The organism is Aliiroseovarius sp. D2-2 (assembly GCF_055809455.1).
Window position 1 is genome coordinate 436,353 of record NZ_CM147913.1, and the last position, 21,662, is coordinate 458,014.

Consider the following 21,662-nt stretch of genomic DNA (forward strand, 5'->3'; position numbering starts at 1 on the left):
CGCTAAAAGGGAGGGCGCGATGACACTCGCCCTTCGCGAGCTGACACTCAGCCATTTTCGCAGCCACAAACTTGTACGCCTGTCATTGGATGGGCGGCCTGTTGTGCTGCATGGGCAGAACGGGGCCGGTAAGACAAACATTCTTGAGGCTATTTCGATGCTCTCGCCGGGGCGCGGACTGCGACGTGCTGCGTTGGATGAAATGATCCGTAAACCCGAGGCTGTCGGTTGGAAAATCTCGGCTGTGCTGCAAAGTCTGCATCAAACGCACGAGGTTGAGACGTGGCTTGAAGCAGGCGCGTCCCGACAAGTTCGAATTGACGATAAGGCCGGGCCGCCGCACAAGTGGTTTTGGGGCGCATCGCGCGCATTGTGTGGCTTGTGCCGGTTATGGATCGGTTGTGGGTTGAAGGTGCTGAGGGGCGTCGGCGTTTTCTGGATCGCATGACCATGAGCTTCGAGCCGGGTCACGCAGATGCGGTCCTGACTTATGAAAAGGCCATGCGAGAACGCAATCGGCTTTTGAAGGACGGGCAGCGGGACGGGCACTGGTATGCGGCTTTGGAAACGCAAATGGCGCAGGCCGGTGTTGCAATCATAGCCAACAGGAAGCGGGCGGTAGAGCAGCTGTTAGAGGCTCAGGCCGAGGCCGAAACCGCCTTTCCCGCAGCAGAGCTTTCTTTGATTTAGCCAGAAGGTGCAGTTCTGCCTGAAGAGCAGGACGCCTTGGCAGAGTCATTTGCGGAAAGCCGTCCCCGTGATTTGCTGGCAGGGCGTACGCTTGTGGGGCCGCATCGGTCTGATCTGGCGGCTGTTTATGCGGCGAAGGGTGTGGCTGCGCGTGATTGTTCTACGGGTGAACAGAAGGCACTTCTGGTGTCGCTGATCCTTGCCAACGGGCGGGCCTTGGCGCGCGATTTTGGTGCGCCGCCCATCTTTCTGCTGGACGAAGTTGCTGCCCATTTGGACTCAAGCCGCCGTGCCGCGCTTTATGATGAGATCTGTGCGCTGGGGGCACAGGCATTTATGACGGGCACTGGTCCGGAGCTATTTGAAGAATTGGGCGCACGTGCCGCTCATTTTGAAGTCAAAGATACCAACGGAATTTCAGAAGTGCATGAGGTGCAGCCATGAAAACCAATCGTGTGACGCTAATCACTTTGGGCGTAAAGGATTTGGAGCGGGCGGTTGCGTTTTACAATGCCATCGGCTGGGAGCCATCCAGCGTGCTGGACAAGGTAGCTTTCTACGACATGAACGGCATGAAATTCGGGTTCTATACGCTCGAAGGGCTGGCCGAGGATATGAAGCGCCCGGTTGAGGCGCTTGGTACGGGTGCCATGACACTGGGCCAGAACTTTCCAACCGAGGCGGATGTGGACGTAGCCTTTGACGCTGCGATTGCCGCTGGTGGCACGGTTGTAACGCGGCCCGAGAAGATCTTCTGGGGTGGGTATTCGGGCTACTTCGCAGATCCTGATGGCCATGTCTGGGAATACGCAATGAACCCATATTGGGAGCTGGATGAGGATGGTCATCTGAAATGACCATCACGGCATCTGAGCTTGGGTTCTACATCTTTGGCTTGTTCATTCTCTTCTTAACGCCGGGGCCCGTATGGGTGGCATTGGTCGCACGTGTGCTGGCCGGTGGTTTCAGGCAGGCGTGGCCGTTGACGTTAGGTGTCGCTGTAGGTGACATCTTTTGGTCCGTTCTGGCAGCGCTGGGCATGGGTTGGTTGGCGTCGAGTGTTGAGGGCGGCATGTTCGCTCTTCGCATCGTCGCCGCGCTATTTTTTTTGTGGCTGGGCGTGACCATAATTCGGTCAGCCGGGCATAAAGTGACTGGCGACAGCCGTTTGACGCGACCAGGCATGTTGGCGGGTTTTGTAGCTGGTTTGATCGTCATCCTGTCCAACCCCAAAGCCATCCTTTTCTATATGGGGGTCTTGCCGGGCTTCTTCGATCTGGCAGCACTCACGGGACCTGACATTCTGGCGATTGCATTGGCGTCATTCGTCGTGCCGTTGGTGGGAAACCTGATACTGGCGTTTTTCGTGGATCGCGCACGTGCCTTGCTGTCTTCTGAGCACGCTTTGAAGAGGATGAACTACGCTGCCGGAGCGCTGTTGGTACTGGTCGGCATCGCGATCCTTTTCATCTAATGCGTCCCCTCAATATAGCGGGAGTTTCGAGTCAGATCCGCTGGTCAAGTTAGTCTTGATACGCTTCAGGAAAAACATCGCGCGAAAACCGCTAAATATTGTGTGTTCGGCGTGACAATCCTCTCGTAAAACACTATATTTTCGGGAACGAATAACAGGAAGTCCCACATGGCTGATGACGCGCAGAGCAGTGCCGAATATGGCGCTGAATCCATTAAGGTTCTCAAAGGCTTGGAAGCAGTGCGAAAGCGCCCAGGTATGTATATCGGTGATACCGATGACGGGTCGGGCCTGCATCACATGGTTTACGAGGTCGTGGACAACGGCATCGACGAGGTTTTGGCCGGTCACGCAGATGCTGTGACCGTCACGATTTACGCTGACAGCTCGGTTTCCGTGTCAGACAATGGCCGTGGTATTCCTGTGGACACTCACCCCGAAGAAGGCGTTTCTGCGGCTGAGGTCATCATGACCCAGCTGCACGCTGGCGGTAAGTTCGACAGCAATTCCTATAAGGTGTCGGGCGGTCTGCACGGTGTGGGCGTTTCTGTTGTGAACGCCTTGTCAGATTGGCTGGAGCTTCGCATTTGGCGCAATGGTAAGGAACATGTTGCCCGCTTTGAGCGCGGCGAGACCGCGAAACATTTGGAAGTTGTCGGCGAGTGTGGCGATCGTACCGGGACCGAAGTGCGCTTTATGGCGTCGACCGATACGTTTTCGAACCTCGATTACCAGTTCAAAACGCTTGAGAACCGCCTGCGCGAACTGAGTTTCCTGAACTCAGGTGTGCGCATCGTTATCGAGGATGAACGCCCCATCGAAAATCTGCGTTCAGAATTGCACTATGAAGGCGGCGTTAAAGAATTCGTAAAGTACCTCGATCGCTCCAAGACTCCTTTGATGGAAGAGCCGATTTTTGTCACCGGTGAAAAAGACGGGATCGGAGTTGAGGTTGCGATGTGGTGGAATGATGGCTACCACGAAAATGTGCTGCCCTTTACCAACAACATTCCGCAACGCGACGGCGGCGCGCATTTGGCTGGATTCCGGGGTGCGTTAACGCGGACATTGAACCTTTATGCCAACTCCTCCGGTCTTGCGAAGAAGGAAAAGGTGAACTTCACGGGCGACGATGCACGTGAAGGATTGACCTGTGTTCTGTCTGTGAAAGTGCCGGATCCGAAGTTCAGCTCTCAGACCAAAGACAAGCTGGTGTCGTCGGAAGTACGTCCAGCGGTCGAAGGCCTGATGAACGAAAAGCTGCAGGAGTGGTTTGACGAGAACCCTCAAATTGCGCGCATGATCGCCGGCAAGATTGTCGAAGCTGCACTGGCCCGTGAAGCGGCACGTAAGGCGCGTGAAATGACGCGTAAGAAGTCGTCGTTGGACGTGGCATCGCTGCCTGGGAAGTTGGCAGATTGTCAGGAAAAAGATCCTGCCAAACGTGAAATATTCCTTGTCGAGGGTGACTCGGCTGGTGGTTCCGCGAAGCAAGGGCGTTCGCGCCATGATCAGGCGGTCCTACCGCTGCGCGGTAAGATCCTGAACGTCGAGCGAGCCCGGTTTGATCGCATGCTGTCCAGCCAAGAGATCGGTACGCTGATCACCGCATTGGGCACCGGCATTGGTCGGGATGAATTCAACATCGAAAAGTTGCGCTATCACAAAGTCATCATCATGACAGATGCGGACGTGGATGGTGCGCATATTCGGACTTTGCTTGCTGACATTCTTCTTCCGTCAGATGCCAGAGCTGATCGAGGGCGGGTATCTTTATATTGCGCAACCCCCGCTTTACAAAGTGGCGCGCGGCAAATCCGAGGTCTATGTGAAAGATCAGGCAGGTCTTGAGGATTACCTGATTAATCAGGGGATCGACGGGACTGTGCTGCGTCTGACCAATGGCGAAGAAATTGCGGGTGCTGATCTGACGCGGATCGTTGATGGTGCGCGAAATTTCAAGCGTATTCTGGATGCCTTTCCGACGCATTACCCACGCAACATTCTGGAGCAAGCCGCCCTTGCTGGCGCATTTGATCCGGGTCGTGCGGATTCAGATTTGCAGCGTGTAGCAGATGATGTGGCGGCGCGTTTGGATAAAGTTGCCGTTGAATATGAACGCGGCTGGCAGGGCCGGATCACGCAAGATCACGGTATTCGCCTTGCCCGCGTACTGCGCGGCGTTGAGGAGATTCGCACACTGGACGGTGCGGTGCTTCGTTCTCAGGCGAAGCGCGGCGTTTGTCAGAGGTTTCAAAAGAAACCCGTGATATCTATCGTGACAGCTCGCATTTGTCGCGCAAAGAGCGTGAGATCCTGATCCAAGGGCCGATCGACCTGTTGCAGGCTGTTCTGGCTGAGGGCGAAAAAGGTCTGACATTGCAGCGATACAAAGGTCTGGGCGAAATGAACCCGGATCAGCTTTGGGAAACGACCTTGGACCACGAAGCGCGCACGTTGTTGCAGGTTAAGGTCGACGATCTGGCCGAAGCGGATGACCTCTTTACCAAGCTTATGGGTGACGTGGTTGAACCCCGTCGTGAGTTTATTCAGCAGAATGCCTTGTCTGTAGAGAATTTAGATTTCTGATAGATTACAATCGGTTCCACCATTTCTAGGGTGGAGCCGATGTTGCCTGCAAGGGCGTCATGCGCCCTTTGCATACCTCATACGATATAGGCATTTGCGCCCCTGAGGACCTGAGACTAGCGTTTCGGACACAACCAACAGGGGAGTAAATCCATGACAAAGATTGTCCGTAGCCTTGCGGCGGCCGCCGCAGTGGCGACGTTGGCATCGGCAGCTTATGCCGAAACCACCGTACGCGTAGCTTATGACGCCGACCCGGTCTCGATGGACCCACATGAGCAGCTGTCTGGCGGTACGCTTCAGCTGTCGCATATGGTCTTTGACCCGCTGGTCCGCTGGACCAAAGATCTGCAGTTCGAAGCCCGTCTGGCTGAAAGCTGGGAACAGATTGACGACACCACCATGCGCTTCAAGCTGAAGAGCGGTGTAAAATTCCATTCAGGCAACATGCTGACCGCAAAAGACGTTGACTGGACTTTCGATCGTCTGAAAGCCAGTGATGACTTTAAAGGCATTTTCGCTCAGTTCACCGATGTTGAAATCGTTGACGACATGACATTCGACCTGAAAACGTCCGAGCCTTATCCGCTTGTGCTGCATACTGCGACGTACATCTTCCCGATGGACAGCGCGTATTACACCGGCACCACCGATGACGGCAAAGACAAGTCGGAAATCGTTAAGCACGGTGACAGCTTTGCATCGCGCAACATCTCGGGCACAGGCCCGTTCGTTGTATCCGAGCGTGAACAAGGTGTGAAAGTGGTCTTTGATCGTTTCGACGGTTACTGGGACACTGAAACCGCAGGTAATGTCGACAAGATCATCCTGACACCGATTAAAGAAGACCCGACCCGTGTGGCCGCGCTTCTGTCGGGTGATGTTGACTTCATCGCACCGGTACCGCCGACCGATCTTAAACGTGTAGGCGACGCTGACGGTGTTGACCTGATCACGATGCCTGGTACGCGTATCATCACCTTCCAGATGAACCAGAACCGCGTCGAAGCCCTGAAAGACCCGAAAGTGCGTCTGGCAATCGACTATGCTGTGAACAACGCAGGTATCGTTGATCGCATCATGCGTGGCTTTGGTACCGTGGGTGGACAAGCATCGCCGGCTGGTTATCTGGGTCACGGATCCGGCTCTGGCACCGCGTTTCGATCTTGAAAAAGCGAAAGCTTTGATGGCTGAAGCTGGTTATGCCGATGGCTTCTCGATCACCATGATGGCGCCAAACAACCGGTATGTGAACGACGACAAGATCGCACAAGCTGTTGCGTCGATGCTGGCACAGATCAATATCAAGGTTGACCTGCAAACCATGCCGAAAGCGCAATACTGGCCCGCGTTTGATGAACGTGCGGCTGACATGATGATGATTGGCTGGCACGCAGATACCGAAGATTTTGCAAACTTCCACCAGTTCCTGTCGGCTTGTCCGGATGAAGCAACCGGTAACGGTCAGTACAACTCGGGTGCTTACTGTAACTCGATGGCGGATGATCTGATGAATGCGTCGAACAGCGAAACCGATATGGCCAAGCGTGCCGATCAGCTGAAGAAGCTGGAAGGTATCCTGTACGAAGAAGCTGCGTTCATCCCGCTGCACTGGCAGAACCTTGCTTGGGGATCGAAGTCGAACATGAACTCGGCTGACATCGTCAACGCATTGAACTTCCCCTACTTCGGCGACCTTGTCGTCAAGTAATGGGATCCTCCCCGGGCCGGCTACCTAGTGTCGGCCCGGATTTATTTACTTGCACGCACGGATCGCATTGGTCTTGCAGACCAGCCAGCCACCTGACATCAGGCAGCGCGCAAAATAAGACACGTCTACAAAGGTCAATACGATGTTTGCCTATCTCGTAAAGCGAGTATTCCAGGCGATTGCAGTGATGTTTGTCATCTCGGTGATCGGCTTTGCCATCCAGGGAAATCTGGGCGACCCTCTACGCGAGCTGGTCGGACAATCTGTATCTGAAGAAACGCGCCAGCAATTGCGGGACGAATTGGGGCTGAACGATAGCTTCATGACTCAGTACCTGCGCTTTGCGGGCAACGCGCTTCAGGGCGATCTGGGCACATCCTATTTCTTCAAGGAACCAGCGCTGGACGTGATCCTAAAGAAACTGCCCGCCACGCTAGAGCTTGTGCTGGGTGCAACCCTTATCATTGTCGGGCTTTCCGTACCGCTTGGTGTCTATACAGCCATTAAGCCGGATTCGATCCTAAGCCGCTTGATCATGGGGTTGTCGATTATTGGGATCTCAATCCCAGTTTTCCTGACTGCGATTATGATGATCTATGTATTCTCAGTCGAATATGGCTGGTTCCCATCCTATGGGCGTGGTGACACTGTGCCTGTCTTCGGATATTGGGAAACCAACTTTGCAACAGCAGATGGCTGGATGCATATCATTCTACCTTCATTCGCCCTTGCGTCGATCATGCTGCCACTTTTTGTGCGATTGATCCGCTCGGAGATGATGGAAGTTCTTCAATCGGAGTATGTGAAATACGCCAAGGCTAAGGGCATCAGCCCGCGCCGTATCTATTTCCTACACGCGCTGAAAAATACGCTTTTGCCTGTTATCACCGTCGGTGGCGTGCAAATCGGAACCATGGTGGCCTACACCATCCTGACCGAGACAGTGTTCCAATGGCCCGGCATGGGCTTCATGTTCCTTGAGGCTGTTAACCGCGTCGATACGCCTTTGATTGTGGCCTACCTTATCGTCGTGGGCTTTATCTTCGTCGTCACCAACACAGTTGTTGACCTGATCTACGGCCTGGTGAACCCGACCGTGAACATCGCGAGGATGGGCGCATGAGCACTGAAACCGTGAACCCCCGCACCGAACCGTCGCGTTGGTCTAAGGTCTGGAACTCGAACATGGGTTACAGCTTCCGCAAAAACCCGGTGGCGATTGTCAGCATGGTGATCTTCCTACTTATCGCGGGGGCTGCTTTCTTCGCGCCGTTGATCGCACCCTTTGATCCGTATGATCCGGGGTCCATCGACATCATGAACTCAGAGTATCCTCCGTTCTGGGTTTCAGGGGCGTTGCCTGATTTCGCTTTGGGTACAGACGATCAGGGTCGTGACCTGTGGTCGACGATCCTCTACGGCACGCGTCTGTCGCTTTTGATCGGTATCTGCGCCGTGGCTTTGCAAGCCTTCCTTGGGATTTCCATTGGTCTGATCGCAGGCTATGTAGGCGGACGGGTCGACAGCCTTCTGATGCGTCTGGCTGATATTCAGCTAAGCTTTTCGACCTTGATGGTTGCGATTATCTTTTTGGCGATCACGCAGGCTATGTTTGGGTCCGAGACCTTCAACCGATACGCGGTTTACTTCCTGATCGCCGTGATCGGCGTGGCAGAGTGGCCGCAATATGCGCGGACAGTTCGTGCGACCGTTCTGGCAGAGAAAAAGAAAGAATACGTGGACAGTGCCCGCGTGCTGGGCTTCGGTCCGGGACGGATCATGGTGCGCCACATCTTGCCGAACTCGCTTTCGCCGATCTTCGTGATTTCAACCGTACAGGTGGCCAACGCCATTATCTCTGAGGCGTCGTTAAGCTTCCTTGGACTTGGCATGCCGCCCAGCCAACCATCGCTTGGGTCGCTTATTTCATCGGGCTTTGACTACATCTTCTCGGGCAGCTGGTGGATCACTGCCATTCCCGGAATTGTACTTGTGGTGTTGGTCCTTGTTATCAATTTGCTGGGTGACTGGATGCGCGACGTCCTGAATCCGAAACTTTACAAGGGGTGACGAGATGAGCCTACTTTCCGTCCGTGACCTGACCGTTAAATTTGCGATGCGCGAAAACACGGTTACTGCCCTGAATGGCATTTCGTTTGACCTTGCTAAGGGCGAACGCCTTGGCATCGTTGGTGAAAGCGGTGCAGGTAAATCCATCACCGGCTTCGCTTTGATGAACCTGCTTAGCCGTCCGGGTTATATCGACCATGGCGAGATCATGTTCGAAGGCGAAGATGTTGTCGGCATGAATGACAAACAACTTCGCAATATGCGTGGTAACCGAATGGCGATGATTTTTCAGGATCCAATGGTGACATTGAATCCGGTTCTGACCATCGGACAGCAGATGATCGAAACGCTGATGGCGCACCGAAAGCTGTCGCGCGAAGAAGCGCGCCAAATCTCAATTGTGAAGCTGCGCGAGGTCTACATTCCGTCACCGGAAGAGCGCTTGGATCAATACCCGCACGAGCTTTCGGGCGGGATGCGTCAGCGGATCATCATTGCAATCGCGCTTCTGCTGGATTCCCAGTTGATTATCGCGGATGAACCGACCACGGCGCTGGATGTGACCATTCAAGCGGACATCATGGAACTGCTGTTGGAGCTATGTCAGTCCAACCAAGTCGGTCTGATCCTAATTACGCATGACCTTGGTGTGGTCAGTCAGATGACCGAACGCACTTTGGTCATGTATGCAGGTCGCATCATCGAGGCCGGGCGCACGCGCGAGATCATCAATGATCCTCAGCATCCCTACACTCAAGGCCTGATCAATGCGCTTCCGCAGCAGACGTTGCCGGGGCATAGGTTGAAGCAGATCCCAGGCAATATGCCGCCGCTGACAAATATCCCGCAAGGATGTCCGTTCAACCCTCGCTGTGAATATGCAACGGACTTGTGCCGTACGCGTATTCCCGAGATTTCGCATTTTGGCGAGGTCGAGGTTGCCTGCCACGAAGTCCAGCGCCTGCAATCGAATGACGCCCGTCGGGAGGCCAAAGTATGAAGGATATGGCAGTACAATCCCCCCTTCTTGAGATCAAAGGACTTGAGAAACGGTTCGATCTGGATCAGGGCTTTCTAGAGACTGTGAAGATCAAGGGCGGACGGATCACGCGCGAAACTCGTTCAGTTCATGCGGTAAACAATGTCACGCTGGATGTGAATCGCGGTGAGGCCCTGTGCGTCGTTGGCGAAAGTGGCTGTGGCAAGTCGACCGTAGCGCGGTTGGTGGCGGGGCTTTTGACCCCAAGCGCCGGCGAGATCCACTATGACGGACAGCGTGTCGACGATCTTTCACGTGGCGAGATGCAGCCCTTGCGCAAGAAGATCCAGATGATCTTTCAGAACCCGTATGCGTCGCTGAACCCTCGCATGACCATTTTACAAGCGCTGGAAGAGCCTGTGCGGCACCACAATCCGCGTTTCTCGGCAGCCGAGGTGCGCGACAAGGTGACAGAAGTGATGATGTCCGTAGGTGTCGATCCCAGTTGGACGAAACGTTATCCGCACGAGTTTTCCGGTGGCCAGCGTCAACGTATCGCCATTGCGCGCGCGCTGACCGTTGACCCGGAATTCATCATTGCGGATGAGCCGATCAGCGCGTTGGACGTGTCTATTCAGGCGCAGGTTTTGAACCTGATGCTGGAAGCGAAGGAAAGTCGCGGGCTGACATATCTGTTCATTACCCACGATCTAAGCGTGGTTGAACATTTCGGTACGCGGGTTGCGGTTCTGTATCTTGGGACGGTTTGCGAAGTCGCCGATACAGCAACCCTGTTTTCGAATCCTAAACATCCCTATACTAAGGCCTTGCTGTCCGCTGTGCCGCAGCTGAAGGATGGTCGACCGAACCATATCCGCCTGAAAGGCGAGATACCGACGCCGATCAATTTGCCGCAAGGCTGTCCCTTCCAAAGCCGCTGTGCGTTCGCGAATGACAGATGCATAAGTGAAAAGCCACGCGCCATTCACCAGCCAGACGGCAGCACAGTTGCTTGTCATGCCCTTGAAGAAGGGCGATTGGATGCGGATGCGCCTGGCCTCTAGGTCGGAATGATCCGTTGGATGTAGTTTGGTTGAAAGACTTCGAAGCGTTGGTTGCGTGCAGAAATTTCTCGCGCGCAGCCGAAGAACGTAATGTCAGCCAGCCAGCTTTTTCACGCCGTATCCGCGCCCTTGAGAACGATATCGGTGTCCGGTTGATCAATCGTGAAACCCTACCGCTGACGTTGACGCCGGCGGGGGATGTGTTCCTGTCTCAGGCGCGCATTATGTTGCGCACCTACGAAGAAACCATCGAGCGTTGTCAGACCATCGACGCTGCCAAAGAAAACGTCATTCGCTTCGCGGCCTCGCAGTCGCTTTATATGACGCATTACAAACAACTGATTGCGCCATTGGTGACAGTAGGTGGGATGGAATCCGATCTGAACTCGACCTCGTGGGCGGCGGATCAGTTTGTCAGCGCGTTGCAGCAAAGATATTGCGATGCGTTTTTGACCTATTGGCATCCCTCAATGGACTATCTTGGACCGCTGGAGGTGGCCAACTTTGAACACATGACGCTGGCGCATGATCGTTTTGTGCAGGTGTCCCGGTGTAAGCCGGGCGGAGGGGCAGAATTCACCTTCCGTGAAGATGCGAAAGAGGCGATTCCACTTTTGTCATATGGTGCGGTTTCTGCTTTGCGATCCGTACAGGAGTTTGTCGTCGAACAGATCATCAGTCCACGCAAAGTGTTCGTTGTGAACCAGAATGCGCTGGCCAACAGCGTGAAAGCGATGATTCTTGAAGGGTTCGGCATGGGTTGGTTGCCCCTAAGCCTATGCCAGACAGAAATCGAGGAAGGATTGCTGACAGTTGTGGATGACCGCCTGTCAACAGATCTTGAAGATCCGCATTTACCGTGACCCTAAGAACAGCAAAGGCACGCTGAACAACCTGTGGCAGCAATTGTCAGAGCTGAAGTTATCACCTCTTGAAGCTGGGGTGTTGCCTCGTTCGCTTAGCGCGTCGTAGCGCAGCGTTCGGTCCGGTTAAGCCTTCTTCAACCTCTCTTCTTAGAAAGCTCGATATCCCATCACGTATGGCGTCAAATTTTTTTGGGTGCCTGATTGCGTGTGAACTTGTCAGGAGCTTGCTATGTCCAATCCCTTCGAAAGCCGTTCGCCGTCCCTTCGTGGACCAGCGACCGACATGGAACCCGTTCTGCCATCCGATCTTAGCGAATTGCCCAATATCGCCGTTTCCCTTTATGTCGAAGTCGGTGGTGTGGTTGCGTTCGAAAGTGTCGCTGGGGCTGCACGTTCGGTTGTGGTCGCGGATAACTCCATCCTTCCTGTCGGGGTGCGAAAGATCATGTCGACCGGCACGACTGCGACTGGCATCCATGCATTTGTGTTGACCTAATGATGGCGCTGGGATTTGAGATTCCGGCTGTGGCCCTTCGAAAGTCAGGGGCCGCGCCGGTGGTACCGTTTTCACCCTTGCAGCTTTCACCTTCTGCAATGTTTGATCCGTCTGACACGACAAAGCTGTTTCAGGACGACGCAGGCAGCAGCGCTGTGACGGCAGACAATCAGGCCGTTGGATTGTGGCGGGATTTGTCGAGCAATGCATTGGATCTTAGCCAGTCGGTCAGCGCCGCGCGCCCAAGCTATCGTACTGATGGGACCCACCACTGGGTTGAGATGGATGGTATTGACGACAACATGATTACCGCATCCCAGCTCCGTATCGGAAATCCTATGACAATGGTGATTGGTTATCAGTTGCTGACCAATGTTGGTACGGCTCGCGTCAACTTCGCTGAGATCAGCAAAAATAGTGCGAACGGTATGTCTTTGGGATCCTACCCAAGTCTAGATCGGCTGCAGTTCTACAGCCGGTTGGTGCAAGAGGGGGTGAACGCCAGCAATTTGGTCGCAAACAGTATTTGGGGTGGCCACCAGATACGCATTGCAACGCTTCAATCCTACGCAGGTGGAGCCACGATCAGGATGGATGGTGTCAAAGTTACACAGCGGTCGCAAAAACTTATGAGCGAGCAGGTCGATGCTCAACCTCTAAGAATTGGTCTGGCCGAAGTGTCTGGAAGCATCCCAGGGGTGTATCGCCTGTATGGGGTTCAGGTTTGGGACAGCACACGTCCCCAGCCAACGCTTGAGCAGATCGAGCTTCTAGAACAATGGATGGCGACCAGAATGGGAGTAACACTATGACCCTTCGCATAACAATCGCCTGCCCCGAAACCATGATGGCAGATGCAAATCAGTTTGCGGTATGTATTGGCAACAGCACTGCTGATGCGAAAACCTTTCAACGGGCAGGCTGGGAAGACCGAAGTGGCGCGCGTTTCGCGATGGCATCGCTGCTTGCGGAGGATGATTTTCCGGATAAGGCCTCGAATGCACTTCAAGCGCCGCAGCATGGCCTAAAGGTTGACTTGGTGGCCGCAGGGCGGGCGCAACGCCAGCTTCGTATCTGGTCTCCGCTGATACCAGGTACGCCACCTGTGCCGGATCAGGATACACTTCTGGCCATTGTGGGCGTCGAACCGGGGGTAGCGATACCACTTCTGCAGCTTGCTCCGATTCCGATCGAAGAGTAACAAGAACCCGCCCAAAAAGGGCGGGTTTTGACTGTTTGTGCCGTCGATCAAACTTTGTAGTAATCTCGGTACCAATCCACGAAGTTGTTCACTCCATCGCGGAAATCCGTGGCCGGTCGGTAGCCGGTGAGACGCTGTAGCAATGTGGCGTCTGCCCATGTTGCAGGCACGTCACCCATCTGCATCTCCATGTAATTGCGTTCGGCTTTCTTCCCCAGCGCGTCTTCGATGGCTTCCACAAAGTCCAACAGGCGCACCTTGTCAGAGTTTCCGACATTGACCACACGATAGGGCGCGGCGGGGGACAGGCTATCGCCTTCCTCGATGTCGTCCGGGCTTTCGGGGCGAATGGGGGTCGTATCAATCAACAGGCGGATGCCGCGCACCAGATCTTCGACATAGGTGAAGTCGCGGAACATGTCGCCATTGTTGTAAATGTCGATGGGCGTGCCTTCGACGATCCCTTTGGTGAACTTGAACAGCGCCATATCGGGGCGGCCCCATGGGCCATAGACCGTGAAGAACCGGAACATCGTGGTTGGGATGTTCCAAAGATGGGCATAGCTGTGCCCCATGCTTTCGTTTGCCTTTTTCGTGGCAGCATAGATGGTCAGCTGGTTGTCTGCTTTTTCGGTCTCGGTGAACGGCATTTCTTCGTTTGCGCCATAGACCGAACTGGTCGAGGCCATGAGAAGGTGATCGACCTCATGACGGCGGGCGGCCTCCATGACGTTGAACGTGCCGACAACGTTTGATTCGATATAGGCGCGCGGGTTTTCAAGGCTGTAACGCACACCTGCCTGCGCGGCGAGGTGCACAATGATGTCGGGTGCAAATTCATCCGCCATTTCATCGAACAACGCTTGGTCTTCCAGCATCCCTTCGGTCGCCGTGAAGCTTTCGTTTTGTAGCAGCATCTGATGGCGGCGCTGTTTCAGCGTCACATCGTAGTAATCGGTCATCCCGTCGAAGCCGTGGACACGGAACCCTTCGGCAAGCAGCAACTTGGAAAGGTGGTAGCCGATGAACCCAGCCGAGCCGGTGACCAGAACCTTACGTTTTTTCATTGAAAAATACCTTTATCAAAACGGATCAACCCGATCCTAACCCTCTGCGCAGTGCGCGCCAAGCAAAGAGGCACGTAAAGTTCCAACTTCAACTTTTTGGGTATCTCGGCCTTGCTTGCGCGTTGTTTCTTAATCAAGACTGGTTTCGAAGCCCGCAGAGTGATAATCGCTGCCAGACAGAAAACCCAAGATAAAGGTGGGGACCGCATGCCTGCTTACCGTTCCAGAACTTCGACCCATGGCCGCAATATGGCCGGTGCCCGTGGCCTTTGGCGCGCGACCGGCATGACCGACAGCGACTTTGGAAAACCGATCATCGCAATCGTGAACAGCTTTACGCAGTTCGTTCCGGGCCACGTTCACCTGAAAGATCTGGGCCAAATGGTTGCGCGTGAGGTCGAGGCCGCCGGCGGCGTCGCCAAGGAATTCAACACCATCGCCGTGGATGATGGGATCGCCATGGGTCACGACGGGATGTTGTATTCCCTGCCATCGCGCGAAGTGATCGCAGACAGCGTGGAATACATGGTTAACGCACATTGTGCGGATGCCATGGTCTGTATCTCGAACTGCGATAAGATCACGCCCGGTATGTTGATGGCTGCGATGCGCCTGAACATTCCGGTAATTTTTGTGTCGGGTGGTCCGATGGAAGCAGGCAAGATCGACATTGCCGATCTGGACATGACCAAAATCGATCTGGTCGATGCGATGGTTGCAGCCGCCAGCGAAGATCTGACCGATGAGCAGGTTCAGCATATCGAAGAGAATGCCTGCCCGACCTGCGGGTCGTGCTCGGGTATGTTTACCGCCAACTCGATGAACTGTCTGGCCGAGGCACTGGGCCTGGCCCTGCCGGGCAATGGCTCGACTTTGGCAACTCATGCGGATCGCAAGCACCTGTTCCTTGAGGCTGGTCGCAAGATTGTAGATATCACCAAGCGCCACTATCAGGACGAAGAAAAAGGCCTTCTGCCGCGCGAGATTGCGACCTTCAAGGCCTTTGAAAACGCTATGTCGCTGGACATCGCGATGGGTGGGTCAACCAACACCGTTCTGCACCTGTTGGCCATCGCCCATGAGGGCGAGGTTGATTTCAACATGACCCACATGGATCAGTTAAGCCGCAAGGTACCCTGTCTGTGTAAGGTCGCGCCAAATATCGCGAACGTTCATATGGAAGACGTGCACCGCGCGGGTGGCATCTTCTCGATCCTTGGCGAACTCAGCCGCGCTGGGCTTTTGCATAACGATTGTTCGACTGTGCATACCGCAACCATGGGCGAGGCGATTGCCAAGTGGGACATCAAGGTTGCCAACAACCCTGAAGCTGAAAGCCTGTTTAAGGCCGCCCCGGGTGGAGTGCGCACCACGCAGGCGTTCTCGACCGAGAACCGGTATAAGGAACTCGACACTGACCGTGAAGGCGGCGTGATCCGATCCAAGGAACATGCGTTCAGTCAGGACGGTGGCCTTGCCGTTCTGTTCGGAAACATCGCGCTTGATGGTTGCATTGTGAAAACAGCAGGCGTTGATGCGTCGATCTTGCAGTTCACCGGCACCGCGCATGTCTGCGAAAGCCAAGATGCAGCGGTCAGCGATATTCTGACGGGCAAAGTGAAAGAAGGCGACGTGGTCGTCATCCGCTACGAAGGTCCACGCGGTGGGCCGGGCATGCAGGAAATGCTGTATCCGACCAGCTACCTGAAATCGAAGGGTCTGGGCAAAGCCTGTGCGCTTTTGACAGATGGTCGTTTCTCGGGTGGTACATCTGGTCTGTCGATCGGTCACGTTTCGCCGGAAGCGGCGGAAGGTGGTGCGATTGGGCTTGTCCAACAAGGCGACAAGATCGAGATCGACATTCCAAACCGCACGATCAACTTGGCTGTATCTGACGAAGAAATGGCCGCGCGTCGTAAGGCGCAGGACGAAATGGGCTGGAAGCCTGTTGCGCCACGCAAACGCAAAGTGTCGAAGGCGTTGAAAGCCTATGCGATGCTGGCGTCTTCTGCTGCCAAAGGCGCGGTCCGCGTCATCGACTAACTATTCAGACGGGCGCGTTGGTAAGAATACTGACGCGCCCGTTTTCCCTTTCCTGAACGACCCATCTGCCCCTAGGCTGAAGTGGCGAACGGAAAGGATCACCACATGCCCATCAAAGCCATCGCCTTCGACGCTTACGGAACCCTGCTGGATGTCTATTCAGTTGGCGCGCTGGCTGAGCAGTTCTTCCCCGGAAAAGGCGCGGCAATCGCCACGACTTGGCGCGATAAGCAGATTGAATACACCCGGCTGCGCACGATGTGCGATCAGTATGCCGATTTCTGGCAGATCACTGGCGACGGTCTGGACTATGCCTGTGCACTGCATGAGGTCGATCTGACGCCTGACATGCGTGCGGCACTGATGGGTGCCTATGAAGAACTCACGGCCTTTGATGAGAACCTTGCGCAGCTGACCCGGCTGAAGGCGGCGTGCGTGCCTATGGCCATCCTGTCCAACGGAACGCAGGCGATGATCGACAGCGCCTTGAAGGCCGCCAAACTTGATGGGCTTCTAGATCATGTCCTGTCTGTCGATACGGTCGGGAAGTTCAAAACGGCACCCGAGGCCTATCAAATGGGTCCAGATGCATTCGGCCTTCCCGCCGAAGACATCCTGTTCGTATCATCCAATTGCTGGGACGTGTGTGGGGCCACTTGGTTTGGCTATCACACGATCTGGCTGAACCGCGCGGGCCTTCCGATGGAAAGGCTTGGTGTGGAACCAAAGGAAAGAGCACGCAGCCTGAAAGACGTGGCGGATTATGCGCTGGCGTCGTTTTCCGGGTAGCGTTGCGCACGCTTAGGCCCGTTATTGGTGATCATGTCATAGGACAGCGTGTGATCCATGTTGCGCATCCGGTGGCGCAACATTTGTCGCGTGAGACGCGCAAGATCGGTGGCAAATTTAGGGTTGCCAGCAACGTCCTCTAGCTCGCCCTGACCTTCGTGATCGAACAGAAGCGGAGGCAAATCAGCTGCAAATTCAACAAGAGTGAAACGGCTATCACGTAAGATGCTCACGCAGGACGTGCTTGCATCCGTGCCCAGTTCCTGTTGCCAGATCGTGGGTGAAATCGGGTCACCGAAATCCAGTTCCGAGAACGAATAATCCCTCCAGCCCTCGGGCGTATCGCCAGACAAGAAAGGCAAAAGCGATCGTCCATCCATCGCGTTAGGGATCTCTTGTCCCACCCAACTCAGGATCGTTGGCGTCAGGTCGATGCTTTCTGTTGGATCGTCCACCACATGGCCTGCCTTGCAACCCGGTGCCCGGATGATCAATGGCGTGTGATAGGCCGCGTCATAGACCGAGTGCTTGCCCCATGCGTGATGGTCACCCAGCATCTCGCCATGGTCAGCGGTGACCACCAACAGAGTGTCATCCCACTGTCCGCTTTCTTTCAGAAACGCCACCACGCGCCCGATATGGTGATCAACCTCGGTCGCCAGTCCAAGATAGACCGCGCGCAGGGCTTGCAGTGTCTCGTCACTGTCATCGGCCATTGCGCCAAGCACGAAATTTGCGGCCTTTTCTTTCGTGATCGCTGGACCAAAGAAAGGGTGAACCGCAGCCTCGTCGTCTCGTGTTCCAACGCGGGCAGGTTCGGGCAACGTTGTAGGATCGTACATGTCGTTATAGGGCGCGGGCGCGACCAACGGCGGGTGCGGGCGGATATAGGTCAAATGAGCAAACCAGCTTTGGTCGGCGTATGCGGGCATCCGTTCCAAAAACTGATCGGTCAGAAAAGCAGTGTCGCTGTCTTCAGCCGCGTAAACGGCAGGTGCATTCAGGGCCAACCCATCCCCGCCGGGGATGTAAAGCTGCCAGTAGTTGTTCCAGTGATGCCCTTTGCCCATCAGGTATGATCGCCACGGGTAAGACATCTCAAGCCGCATTTCGACCTGCTCGACAAACCCAGCCATCGGGCTTTCATAGGTCTGCATCACCGGGTCTTCAGGCGCATGAACGCGCGGATCAAACGACGTGTCGGTATAGCCAAACAGCATTGGCAGATACCCGGCCTTGCGCATTTCGCTGGGAAGCGTCGGCGTGTCGTGGCGCAGGGGCGTGCCATTCCGAACCGAGCGGTGGTTCATCGAATACTGACCCGTCAGGATTGACGCGCGCGACGGCCCACAGGGGTTCACAACCGAAAAATGCCGCTTGAACGTGACGCTATCACCCATCAGCGCGCGCAGGTTGGGCAGGTCTACGTGATTGGCCAATGCCCCATGCAAGCAATCCGCACGAAGCTGGTCAATGATGATGAACAGCACGTTTTTCTTGGCGGTCATGGCGATTCTCCTGCTCTTATCTTTGAATTGATAGGGTATGGAAATTCGGTGGGTCTAGCAGAACTTGCTCTGGATCGAGATTTGTCGAAAACTGGCCCGACCCACTGACAATGAAAAAGCCGCGGTCGCTGTGGTGCAACCGCGGCTCGCGCGCGACCATTTCTGGCCGCTTTTTGTTGTCTTAGGCGCGTGACAACACGCTTGCTGGACGGGCCTTGGCCAGCGCCGCTGTCAGCATGCCTGCCAAGGCAGCCTTGATCACGTCGCCGGGAATGAAGGCGGTGATAAGCCCCGTGGCTTCAACCAGTGTTTTGTCCAACATGAAAGCCATGCCCGGGATACCAAAGGCATAAAGCACGACAATGCCACCGACGACAGACGCCACACCGGCACCAAGCCAAAGCGGCCCTGCGCTCCAATTTTCAGTAATCAGGCCGGTGACGAAGGCAGCAATCGGAAAGCCGATGAGGAACCCAACTGTGGGGCTTGCGAAAACACCTAAACCACCGCGACCGCCTGCCAGAAGTGGCAAGCCAATGGCAACCAGCAAAAGGAACAATAGCACGGCCAGCGCGCCACGCTTCGAACCCAGCACAGTGCCGCACAGCATGATGCCAAGGCTTTGCGCGGTGATCGGCACACCAAACGGAAGTGCGATTTTGGGGATCAATCCCAGCGCGGCGATCAGGGCCGCAAAAAGGGCGATCAAAACTACATTTCTTTCCATCTAGGTATTCTCCTTCATGGCATCGAAGCCACCGCGCGCACGCAGCGCATCGGCAATGTGGTCTGCGTCATCCAACGCAAGAACTGTGAACGGCAGAATTATGCGCCAGCCGGGACGGCGGGCAGACCGGGCGCGCCAAGCCTCGGTCAGGTGAGTGCCTTTGCCTATCAGCACAGGCGTAAACCGGATGACCAGCGCGATCGCGGTCTCAAGGTATTCGGTACGCAGCCCTAGGGCACGAAAGGGCGTCGCCAGCCAACGCACAACCGCGATCATGTCTGACAGCCGTGTCGTCATGGTAACCAGATTGGCCAGACCCACAGCGGTCAGCATGCGCAGGATAATCACGATCCCTTCGACTGATGTGCGCGTCACGATGTGATACAGCGCAACCAAAGCGACGAAGGGCCATAGAAGTTTTAAGGCACGAAGCCCGGCTTTCAGGAAGACTGTTCCGGGCAGCGCATAGGCAGCTAGTAATCCTGCAAAAGCGGTCAGGTGGAAGGCGACGCTTTCAGCTTTGAACAGCACAATCGTGGCAACGCACAACAGCCCGAGCTTTAACCCAGCGGGCCAACCGTGGGCACGCGTCTCAATCGGAGAGGTCAGAGATATCATCGCTTTCCCCCTGCTGTTTCATCTGTGTCGTAAACGCGGGCAACACTTGGCCCGGTGCGCCTTGCTGAACCAGCTTCCCGGCTTCGATCCAAATCACGTGATCATAGTCTGCTAGATCAGCGGGATCATGGGTGACGTGCACCAAAGTTCCGTCATAGCGGTCCAGATAGCGGCCAAGCTGCATGCGTGTGGGAATATCCAAACCCGCAAAGGGTTCATCCAGCACTAGAATGCGTGGCGCCATGGCAAGAACCGCCATAAGGCAGACCAGTTGCTTCTGCCCCTGCGAGAGGCCATGCACATGACTATAGGCCCAATGCGCTTTCCCGAACTTTTCCAATTGAATGCGCGCGGCGCCTTCTGGGTCCTCAAGGCCAAGCTGGCGCAGACCAAAGGTTAGTTCTTCGACCACTGTGGGAAAAATGATTTGGTGATCAGGGTTCTGAAACAGGATGCCCACCAGCGACAGCGCCGCACGGCGGTCTTTGGCCGGGTCTAATCCTTCTATGCGTACTGAACCTTCACCGGGCTTAACCAAACCAGACAGAAGCCGGGCGAAGCTTGTTTTGCCCGACCCATTGCGCCCGATGATGCCAACACGTCTTGCCGTCAAATCAACCGACATGTCGGAAAGAATCTGCCGCTCGGCCACTGCGAAGGTGACGGCGTTGAATTCGATCCGTGCTGGTTTCATCTGACTGTCCATGCGCCCTTTCCAAGGCCCTAGAGTTTGCCGGTGTTTGACGGGCCTTTTACCGGGACGCAACAGAGAATACCTCAAGAAAATGCAGAAGTCGTAGTTCTACCTGTTGAAAATGCGTCCGTTGAATATGATCAACTTAGGCACATAGGGCAGAAACCAGACCATTCCATTGGTGCTTTGTAACATCGCCCCGTTCCGCGACCATCCAGTATGAATTCTCAGATGGAAGATCGGTCGGGGACAGTCGAATTAACTGCCCTTGATCGATTGCGGGCGCAATCAGCGGGACCGATGCCAGAAGAACACCAGCACCTGCCTTGGCAGCGGCAAGGGCGGCTGTGAATGTATCAAAACGCAGGTAGGGCATAGGGGTTGGGGCATCACCTGTAAGAGCGGCCCAATCATGCCAGCCCGCGCGTGGTCCGGACAGACCGATGCGTGGAAGGGTTTGCCAGTCATCATGGCCTATCCCGCCGACAAGCGAAGGCGCAGCGACCGGGGTCAGAAATTCATCGAAAAGACGTGCGCGATACACGCTGTTCCAATCACCGTTGCCATAACGTAAGCGAACGCCGTGCAGATTTGGCCCATCTTCTGATGCAAGCAGTACCGTTTTAAACGAAAGCTGTACTTCAGCCCCAAGTGTAAGATCTGGCAAACGCGGTGCGATCCAGTGCTCAAGAACGGATGTGCTGCTCCAGATAGTTAGCCGTTTGCGCCGAATGCCAAACAGCTCTTCTGAGCTATGCCGAAGCGTTCCCAGTGCGTTTGAGACATAGGGAAGCCAAGCCTCTCCCTCGACCGATAAGACAACGCCGCGCGGCTTGCGGATAAACAGGGTGACACCCAGTCGGGTTTCCAAATGCCCAATCCGCTGGCTAATCGCAGCCTGTGTCAGCCCTGTTTCTTTCGCGGCTGCGGTAAAACTGCCCAGCCGTCCGGCGGCTTCGAAGGCGTGAACCCAGTCCAATGGCAGATTTGAAAGAGGATTATCCATAAGTTTTTCGGTGTCTCAGATGTCATTTATCTTGGTTGTCCTTATCACGGCTTGGCTGGAAAATCATCAC

At 55.2% G+C, this 21,662-nt stretch carries 18 protein-coding genes and 3 pseudogenes; 15 read left to right on the top strand and 6 right to left on the bottom strand.

What is annotated here, in order from left to right:
• The first annotated feature begins 19 nt into the window (after nucleotides 1-19).
• From recF to AC0L6A_RS02190, 13 genes and pseudogenes are all read left to right on the top strand, one after another.
• Nucleotides 20-1,134: pseudogene (gene recF, locus AC0L6A_RS02130) on the top strand (DNA replication/repair protein RecF).
• On the top strand, nucleotides 1,131-1,547 hold the full coding sequence (locus AC0L6A_RS02135; RefSeq protein ID WP_473291900.1) for a VOC family protein: 417 nt from the start codon (nucleotides 1,131-1,133) through the stop codon (nucleotides 1,545-1,547). The pseudogene recF and the gene AC0L6A_RS02135 overlap by 4 nt, the downstream one beginning before the upstream one ends.
• The gene (locus tag AC0L6A_RS02140; RefSeq protein ID WP_473291901.1) at nucleotides 1,544-2,164 is read left to right on the top strand and encodes a LysE family translocator; all 621 of its coding nucleotides are present in this window, start codon (nucleotides 1,544-1,546) and stop codon (nucleotides 2,162-2,164) included. The genes AC0L6A_RS02135 and AC0L6A_RS02140 overlap by 4 nt, the downstream gene beginning before the upstream one ends.
• Before the next feature lie 168 nt (nucleotides 2,165-2,332).
• Nucleotides 2,333-4,753: pseudogene (gyrB, locus tag AC0L6A_RS02145) on the top strand (DNA topoisomerase (ATP-hydrolyzing) subunit B).
• A gap of 153 nt (nucleotides 4,754-4,906) precedes the next feature.
• Nucleotides 4,907-6,464, top strand: a pseudogene (locus AC0L6A_RS02150) (ABC transporter substrate-binding protein).
• A gap of 142 nt (nucleotides 6,465-6,606) precedes the next feature.
• Nucleotides 6,607-7,587 carry an ABC transporter permease gene (locus AC0L6A_RS02155; RefSeq protein ID WP_473291902.1) on the top strand — a complete coding sequence of 327 codons (981 nt, stop codon included), beginning with the start codon at nucleotides 6,607-6,609 and terminating at the stop codon, nucleotides 7,585-7,587.
• Complete coding sequence (locus AC0L6A_RS02160) at nucleotides 7,584-8,534, top strand: ABC transporter permease (protein WP_473291903.1); 951 nt, start codon at nucleotides 7,584-7,586, stop codon at nucleotides 8,532-8,534. The genes AC0L6A_RS02155 and AC0L6A_RS02160 overlap by 4 nt, the downstream gene beginning before the upstream one ends.
• A gap of 4 nt (nucleotides 8,535-8,538) precedes the next feature.
• A complete protein-coding gene (locus AC0L6A_RS02165; RefSeq protein ID WP_473291905.1) occupies nucleotides 8,539-9,534 on the top strand; it encodes an ABC transporter ATP-binding protein in 996 nt (331 codons plus the stop codon).
• Entirely contained in the window at nucleotides 9,531-10,577 is a 1,047-nt protein-coding gene (locus AC0L6A_RS02170; protein WP_473291906.1) for an ABC transporter ATP-binding protein, read from the top strand. The genes AC0L6A_RS02165 and AC0L6A_RS02170 overlap by 4 nt, the downstream gene beginning before the upstream one ends.
• A gap of 14 nt (nucleotides 10,578-10,591) precedes the next feature.
• Entirely contained in the window at nucleotides 10,592-11,440 is an 849-nt protein-coding gene (locus AC0L6A_RS02175) for a LysR family transcriptional regulator (protein ID WP_473291907.1), read from the top strand.
• 232 nt (nucleotides 11,441-11,672) lie between these two features.
• Nucleotides 11,673-11,939: a spike base protein, RCAP_Rcc01079 family gene (locus AC0L6A_RS02180; RefSeq protein ID WP_473291908.1), complete on the top strand. Its 267-nt coding sequence runs from the start codon at nucleotides 11,673-11,675 to the stop codon at nucleotides 11,937-11,939.
• Nucleotides 11,939-12,751, top strand: coding sequence for a hypothetical protein (locus tag AC0L6A_RS02185; RefSeq protein WP_473291910.1), 813 nt, complete (start codon nucleotides 11,939-11,941; stop codon nucleotides 12,749-12,751). Before AC0L6A_RS02180 ends, AC0L6A_RS02185 begins: the two co-directional genes overlap by 1 nt.
• Nucleotides 12,748-13,140, top strand: a complete 393-nt coding sequence (locus AC0L6A_RS02190; protein ID WP_473291911.1) for a hypothetical protein — start codon at nucleotides 12,748-12,750, stop codon at nucleotides 13,138-13,140. The genes AC0L6A_RS02185 and AC0L6A_RS02190 overlap by 4 nt, the downstream gene beginning before the upstream one ends.
• A 47-nt stretch (nucleotides 13,141-13,187) precedes the next feature.
• On the opposite strand, the gene AC0L6A_RS02195 is transcribed toward AC0L6A_RS02190, so the two are convergent.
• Nucleotides 13,188-14,207: an NAD-dependent epimerase/dehydratase family protein gene (locus AC0L6A_RS02195; protein WP_473291913.1), complete on the bottom strand. Its 1,020-nt coding sequence runs from the start codon at nucleotides 14,205-14,207 to the stop codon at nucleotides 13,188-13,190.
• 207 nt (nucleotides 14,208-14,414) lie between these two features.
• Here AC0L6A_RS02195 and ilvD point away from each other — a divergent pair, with 207 nt between their 5' ends.
• Together ilvD and AC0L6A_RS02205 are read left to right on the top strand one after the other, a co-directional pair.
• Nucleotides 14,415-16,250, top strand: a complete 1,836-nt coding sequence (gene ilvD / locus AC0L6A_RS02200; RefSeq protein ID WP_473291914.1) for a dihydroxy-acid dehydratase — start codon at nucleotides 14,415-14,417, stop codon at nucleotides 16,248-16,250.
• Nucleotides 16,251-16,355: 105 nt separating this feature from the next.
• Entirely contained in the window at nucleotides 16,356-17,039 is a 684-nt protein-coding gene (locus AC0L6A_RS02205) for a haloacid dehalogenase type II (RefSeq protein ID WP_473291916.1), read from the top strand.
• Here the strand turns inward: AC0L6A_RS02205 and AC0L6A_RS02210 are convergent.
• The 5 genes from AC0L6A_RS02210 to AC0L6A_RS02230 all read right to left on the bottom strand — a co-directional run bounded on the left by AC0L6A_RS02210 (nucleotide 17,012) and on the right by AC0L6A_RS02230 (nucleotide 21,592).
• Nucleotides 17,012-18,547 carry an alkaline phosphatase family protein gene (locus AC0L6A_RS02210; protein WP_473291917.1) on the bottom strand — a complete coding sequence of 512 codons (1,536 nt, stop codon included), beginning with the start codon at nucleotides 18,545-18,547 and terminating at the stop codon, nucleotides 17,012-17,014. The genes AC0L6A_RS02205 and AC0L6A_RS02210 overlap by 28 nt on opposite strands.
• Nucleotides 18,548-18,728: 181 nt before the next feature.
• Entirely contained in the window at nucleotides 18,729-19,274 is a 546-nt protein-coding gene (locus AC0L6A_RS02215) for a biotin transporter BioY (RefSeq protein WP_473291919.1), read from the bottom strand.
• Nucleotides 19,275-19,892, bottom strand: a complete 618-nt coding sequence (locus AC0L6A_RS02220) for an energy-coupling factor transporter transmembrane component T family protein (RefSeq protein WP_473291920.1) — start codon at nucleotides 19,890-19,892, stop codon at nucleotides 19,275-19,277. It lies immediately after the preceding gene.
• Nucleotides 19,867-20,586 carry an energy-coupling factor ABC transporter ATP-binding protein gene (locus AC0L6A_RS02225; protein WP_473291922.1) on the bottom strand — a complete coding sequence of 240 codons (720 nt, stop codon included), beginning with the start codon at nucleotides 20,584-20,586 and terminating at the stop codon, nucleotides 19,867-19,869. Before AC0L6A_RS02225 ends, AC0L6A_RS02220 begins: the two co-directional genes overlap by 26 nt.
• Nucleotides 20,587-20,731: 145 nt before the next feature.
• Nucleotides 20,732-21,592, bottom strand: coding sequence for a LysR family transcriptional regulator (locus AC0L6A_RS02230; protein ID WP_473291924.1), 861 nt, complete (start codon nucleotides 21,590-21,592; stop codon nucleotides 20,732-20,734).
• Nucleotides 21,593-21,662: the final 70 nt, after the last annotated feature.

Excerpts from the sequence above, each read along its gene's own strand:
- AC0L6A_RS02135 (WP_473291900.1), top strand. The coding sequence starts at position 1,131 with ATGAAAACCAATCGTGTGACGCTAATCACTTTGGGCGTAAAGGATTTG.
- AC0L6A_RS02140 (WP_473291901.1), top strand. The coding sequence starts at position 1,544 with ATGACCATCACGGCATCTGAGCTTGGGTTCTACATCTTTGGCTTGTTC.
- AC0L6A_RS02155 (WP_473291902.1), top strand. The coding sequence starts at position 6,607 with ATGTTTGCCTATCTCGTAAAGCGAGTATTCCAGGCGATTGCAGTGATG.
- AC0L6A_RS02160 (WP_473291903.1), top strand. The coding sequence starts at position 7,584 with ATGAGCACTGAAACCGTGAACCCCCGCACCGAACCGTCGCGTTGGTCT.
- AC0L6A_RS02165 (WP_473291905.1), top strand. The coding sequence starts at position 8,539 with ATGAGCCTACTTTCCGTCCGTGACCTGACCGTTAAATTTGCGATGCGC.
- AC0L6A_RS02170 (WP_473291906.1), top strand. The coding sequence starts at position 9,531 with ATGAAGGATATGGCAGTACAATCCCCCCTTCTTGAGATCAAAGGACTT.
- AC0L6A_RS02180 (WP_473291908.1), top strand. The coding sequence starts at position 11,673 with ATGTCCAATCCCTTCGAAAGCCGTTCGCCGTCCCTTCGTGGACCAGCG.
- AC0L6A_RS02185 (WP_473291910.1), top strand. The coding sequence starts at position 11,939 with ATGATGGCGCTGGGATTTGAGATTCCGGCTGTGGCCCTTCGAAAGTCA.
- AC0L6A_RS02190 (WP_473291911.1), top strand. The coding sequence starts at position 12,748 with ATGACCCTTCGCATAACAATCGCCTGCCCCGAAACCATGATGGCAGAT.
- AC0L6A_RS02195 (WP_473291913.1), bottom strand. The coding sequence starts at position 14,207 with ATGAAAAAACGTAAGGTTCTGGTCACCGGCTCGGCTGGGTTCATCGGC.
- ilvD (WP_473291914.1), top strand. The coding sequence starts at position 14,415 with ATGCCTGCTTACCGTTCCAGAACTTCGACCCATGGCCGCAATATGGCC.
- AC0L6A_RS02205 (WP_473291916.1), top strand. The coding sequence starts at position 16,356 with ATGCCCATCAAAGCCATCGCCTTCGACGCTTACGGAACCCTGCTGGAT.
- AC0L6A_RS02210 (WP_473291917.1), bottom strand. The coding sequence starts at position 18,547 with ATGACCGCCAAGAAAAACGTGCTGTTCATCATCATTGACCAGCTTCGT.
- AC0L6A_RS02215 (WP_473291919.1), bottom strand. The coding sequence starts at position 19,274 with ATGGAAAGAAATGTAGTTTTGATCGCCCTTTTTGCGGCCCTGATCGCC.
- AC0L6A_RS02220 (WP_473291920.1), bottom strand. The coding sequence starts at position 19,892 with ATGATATCTCTGACCTCTCCGATTGAGACGCGTGCCCACGGTTGGCCC.
- AC0L6A_RS02225 (WP_473291922.1), bottom strand. The coding sequence starts at position 20,586 with ATGAAACCAGCACGGATCGAATTCAACGCCGTCACCTTCGCAGTGGCC.
- AC0L6A_RS02230 (WP_473291924.1), bottom strand. The coding sequence starts at position 21,592 with ATGGATAATCCTCTTTCAAATCTGCCATTGGACTGGGTTCACGCCTTC.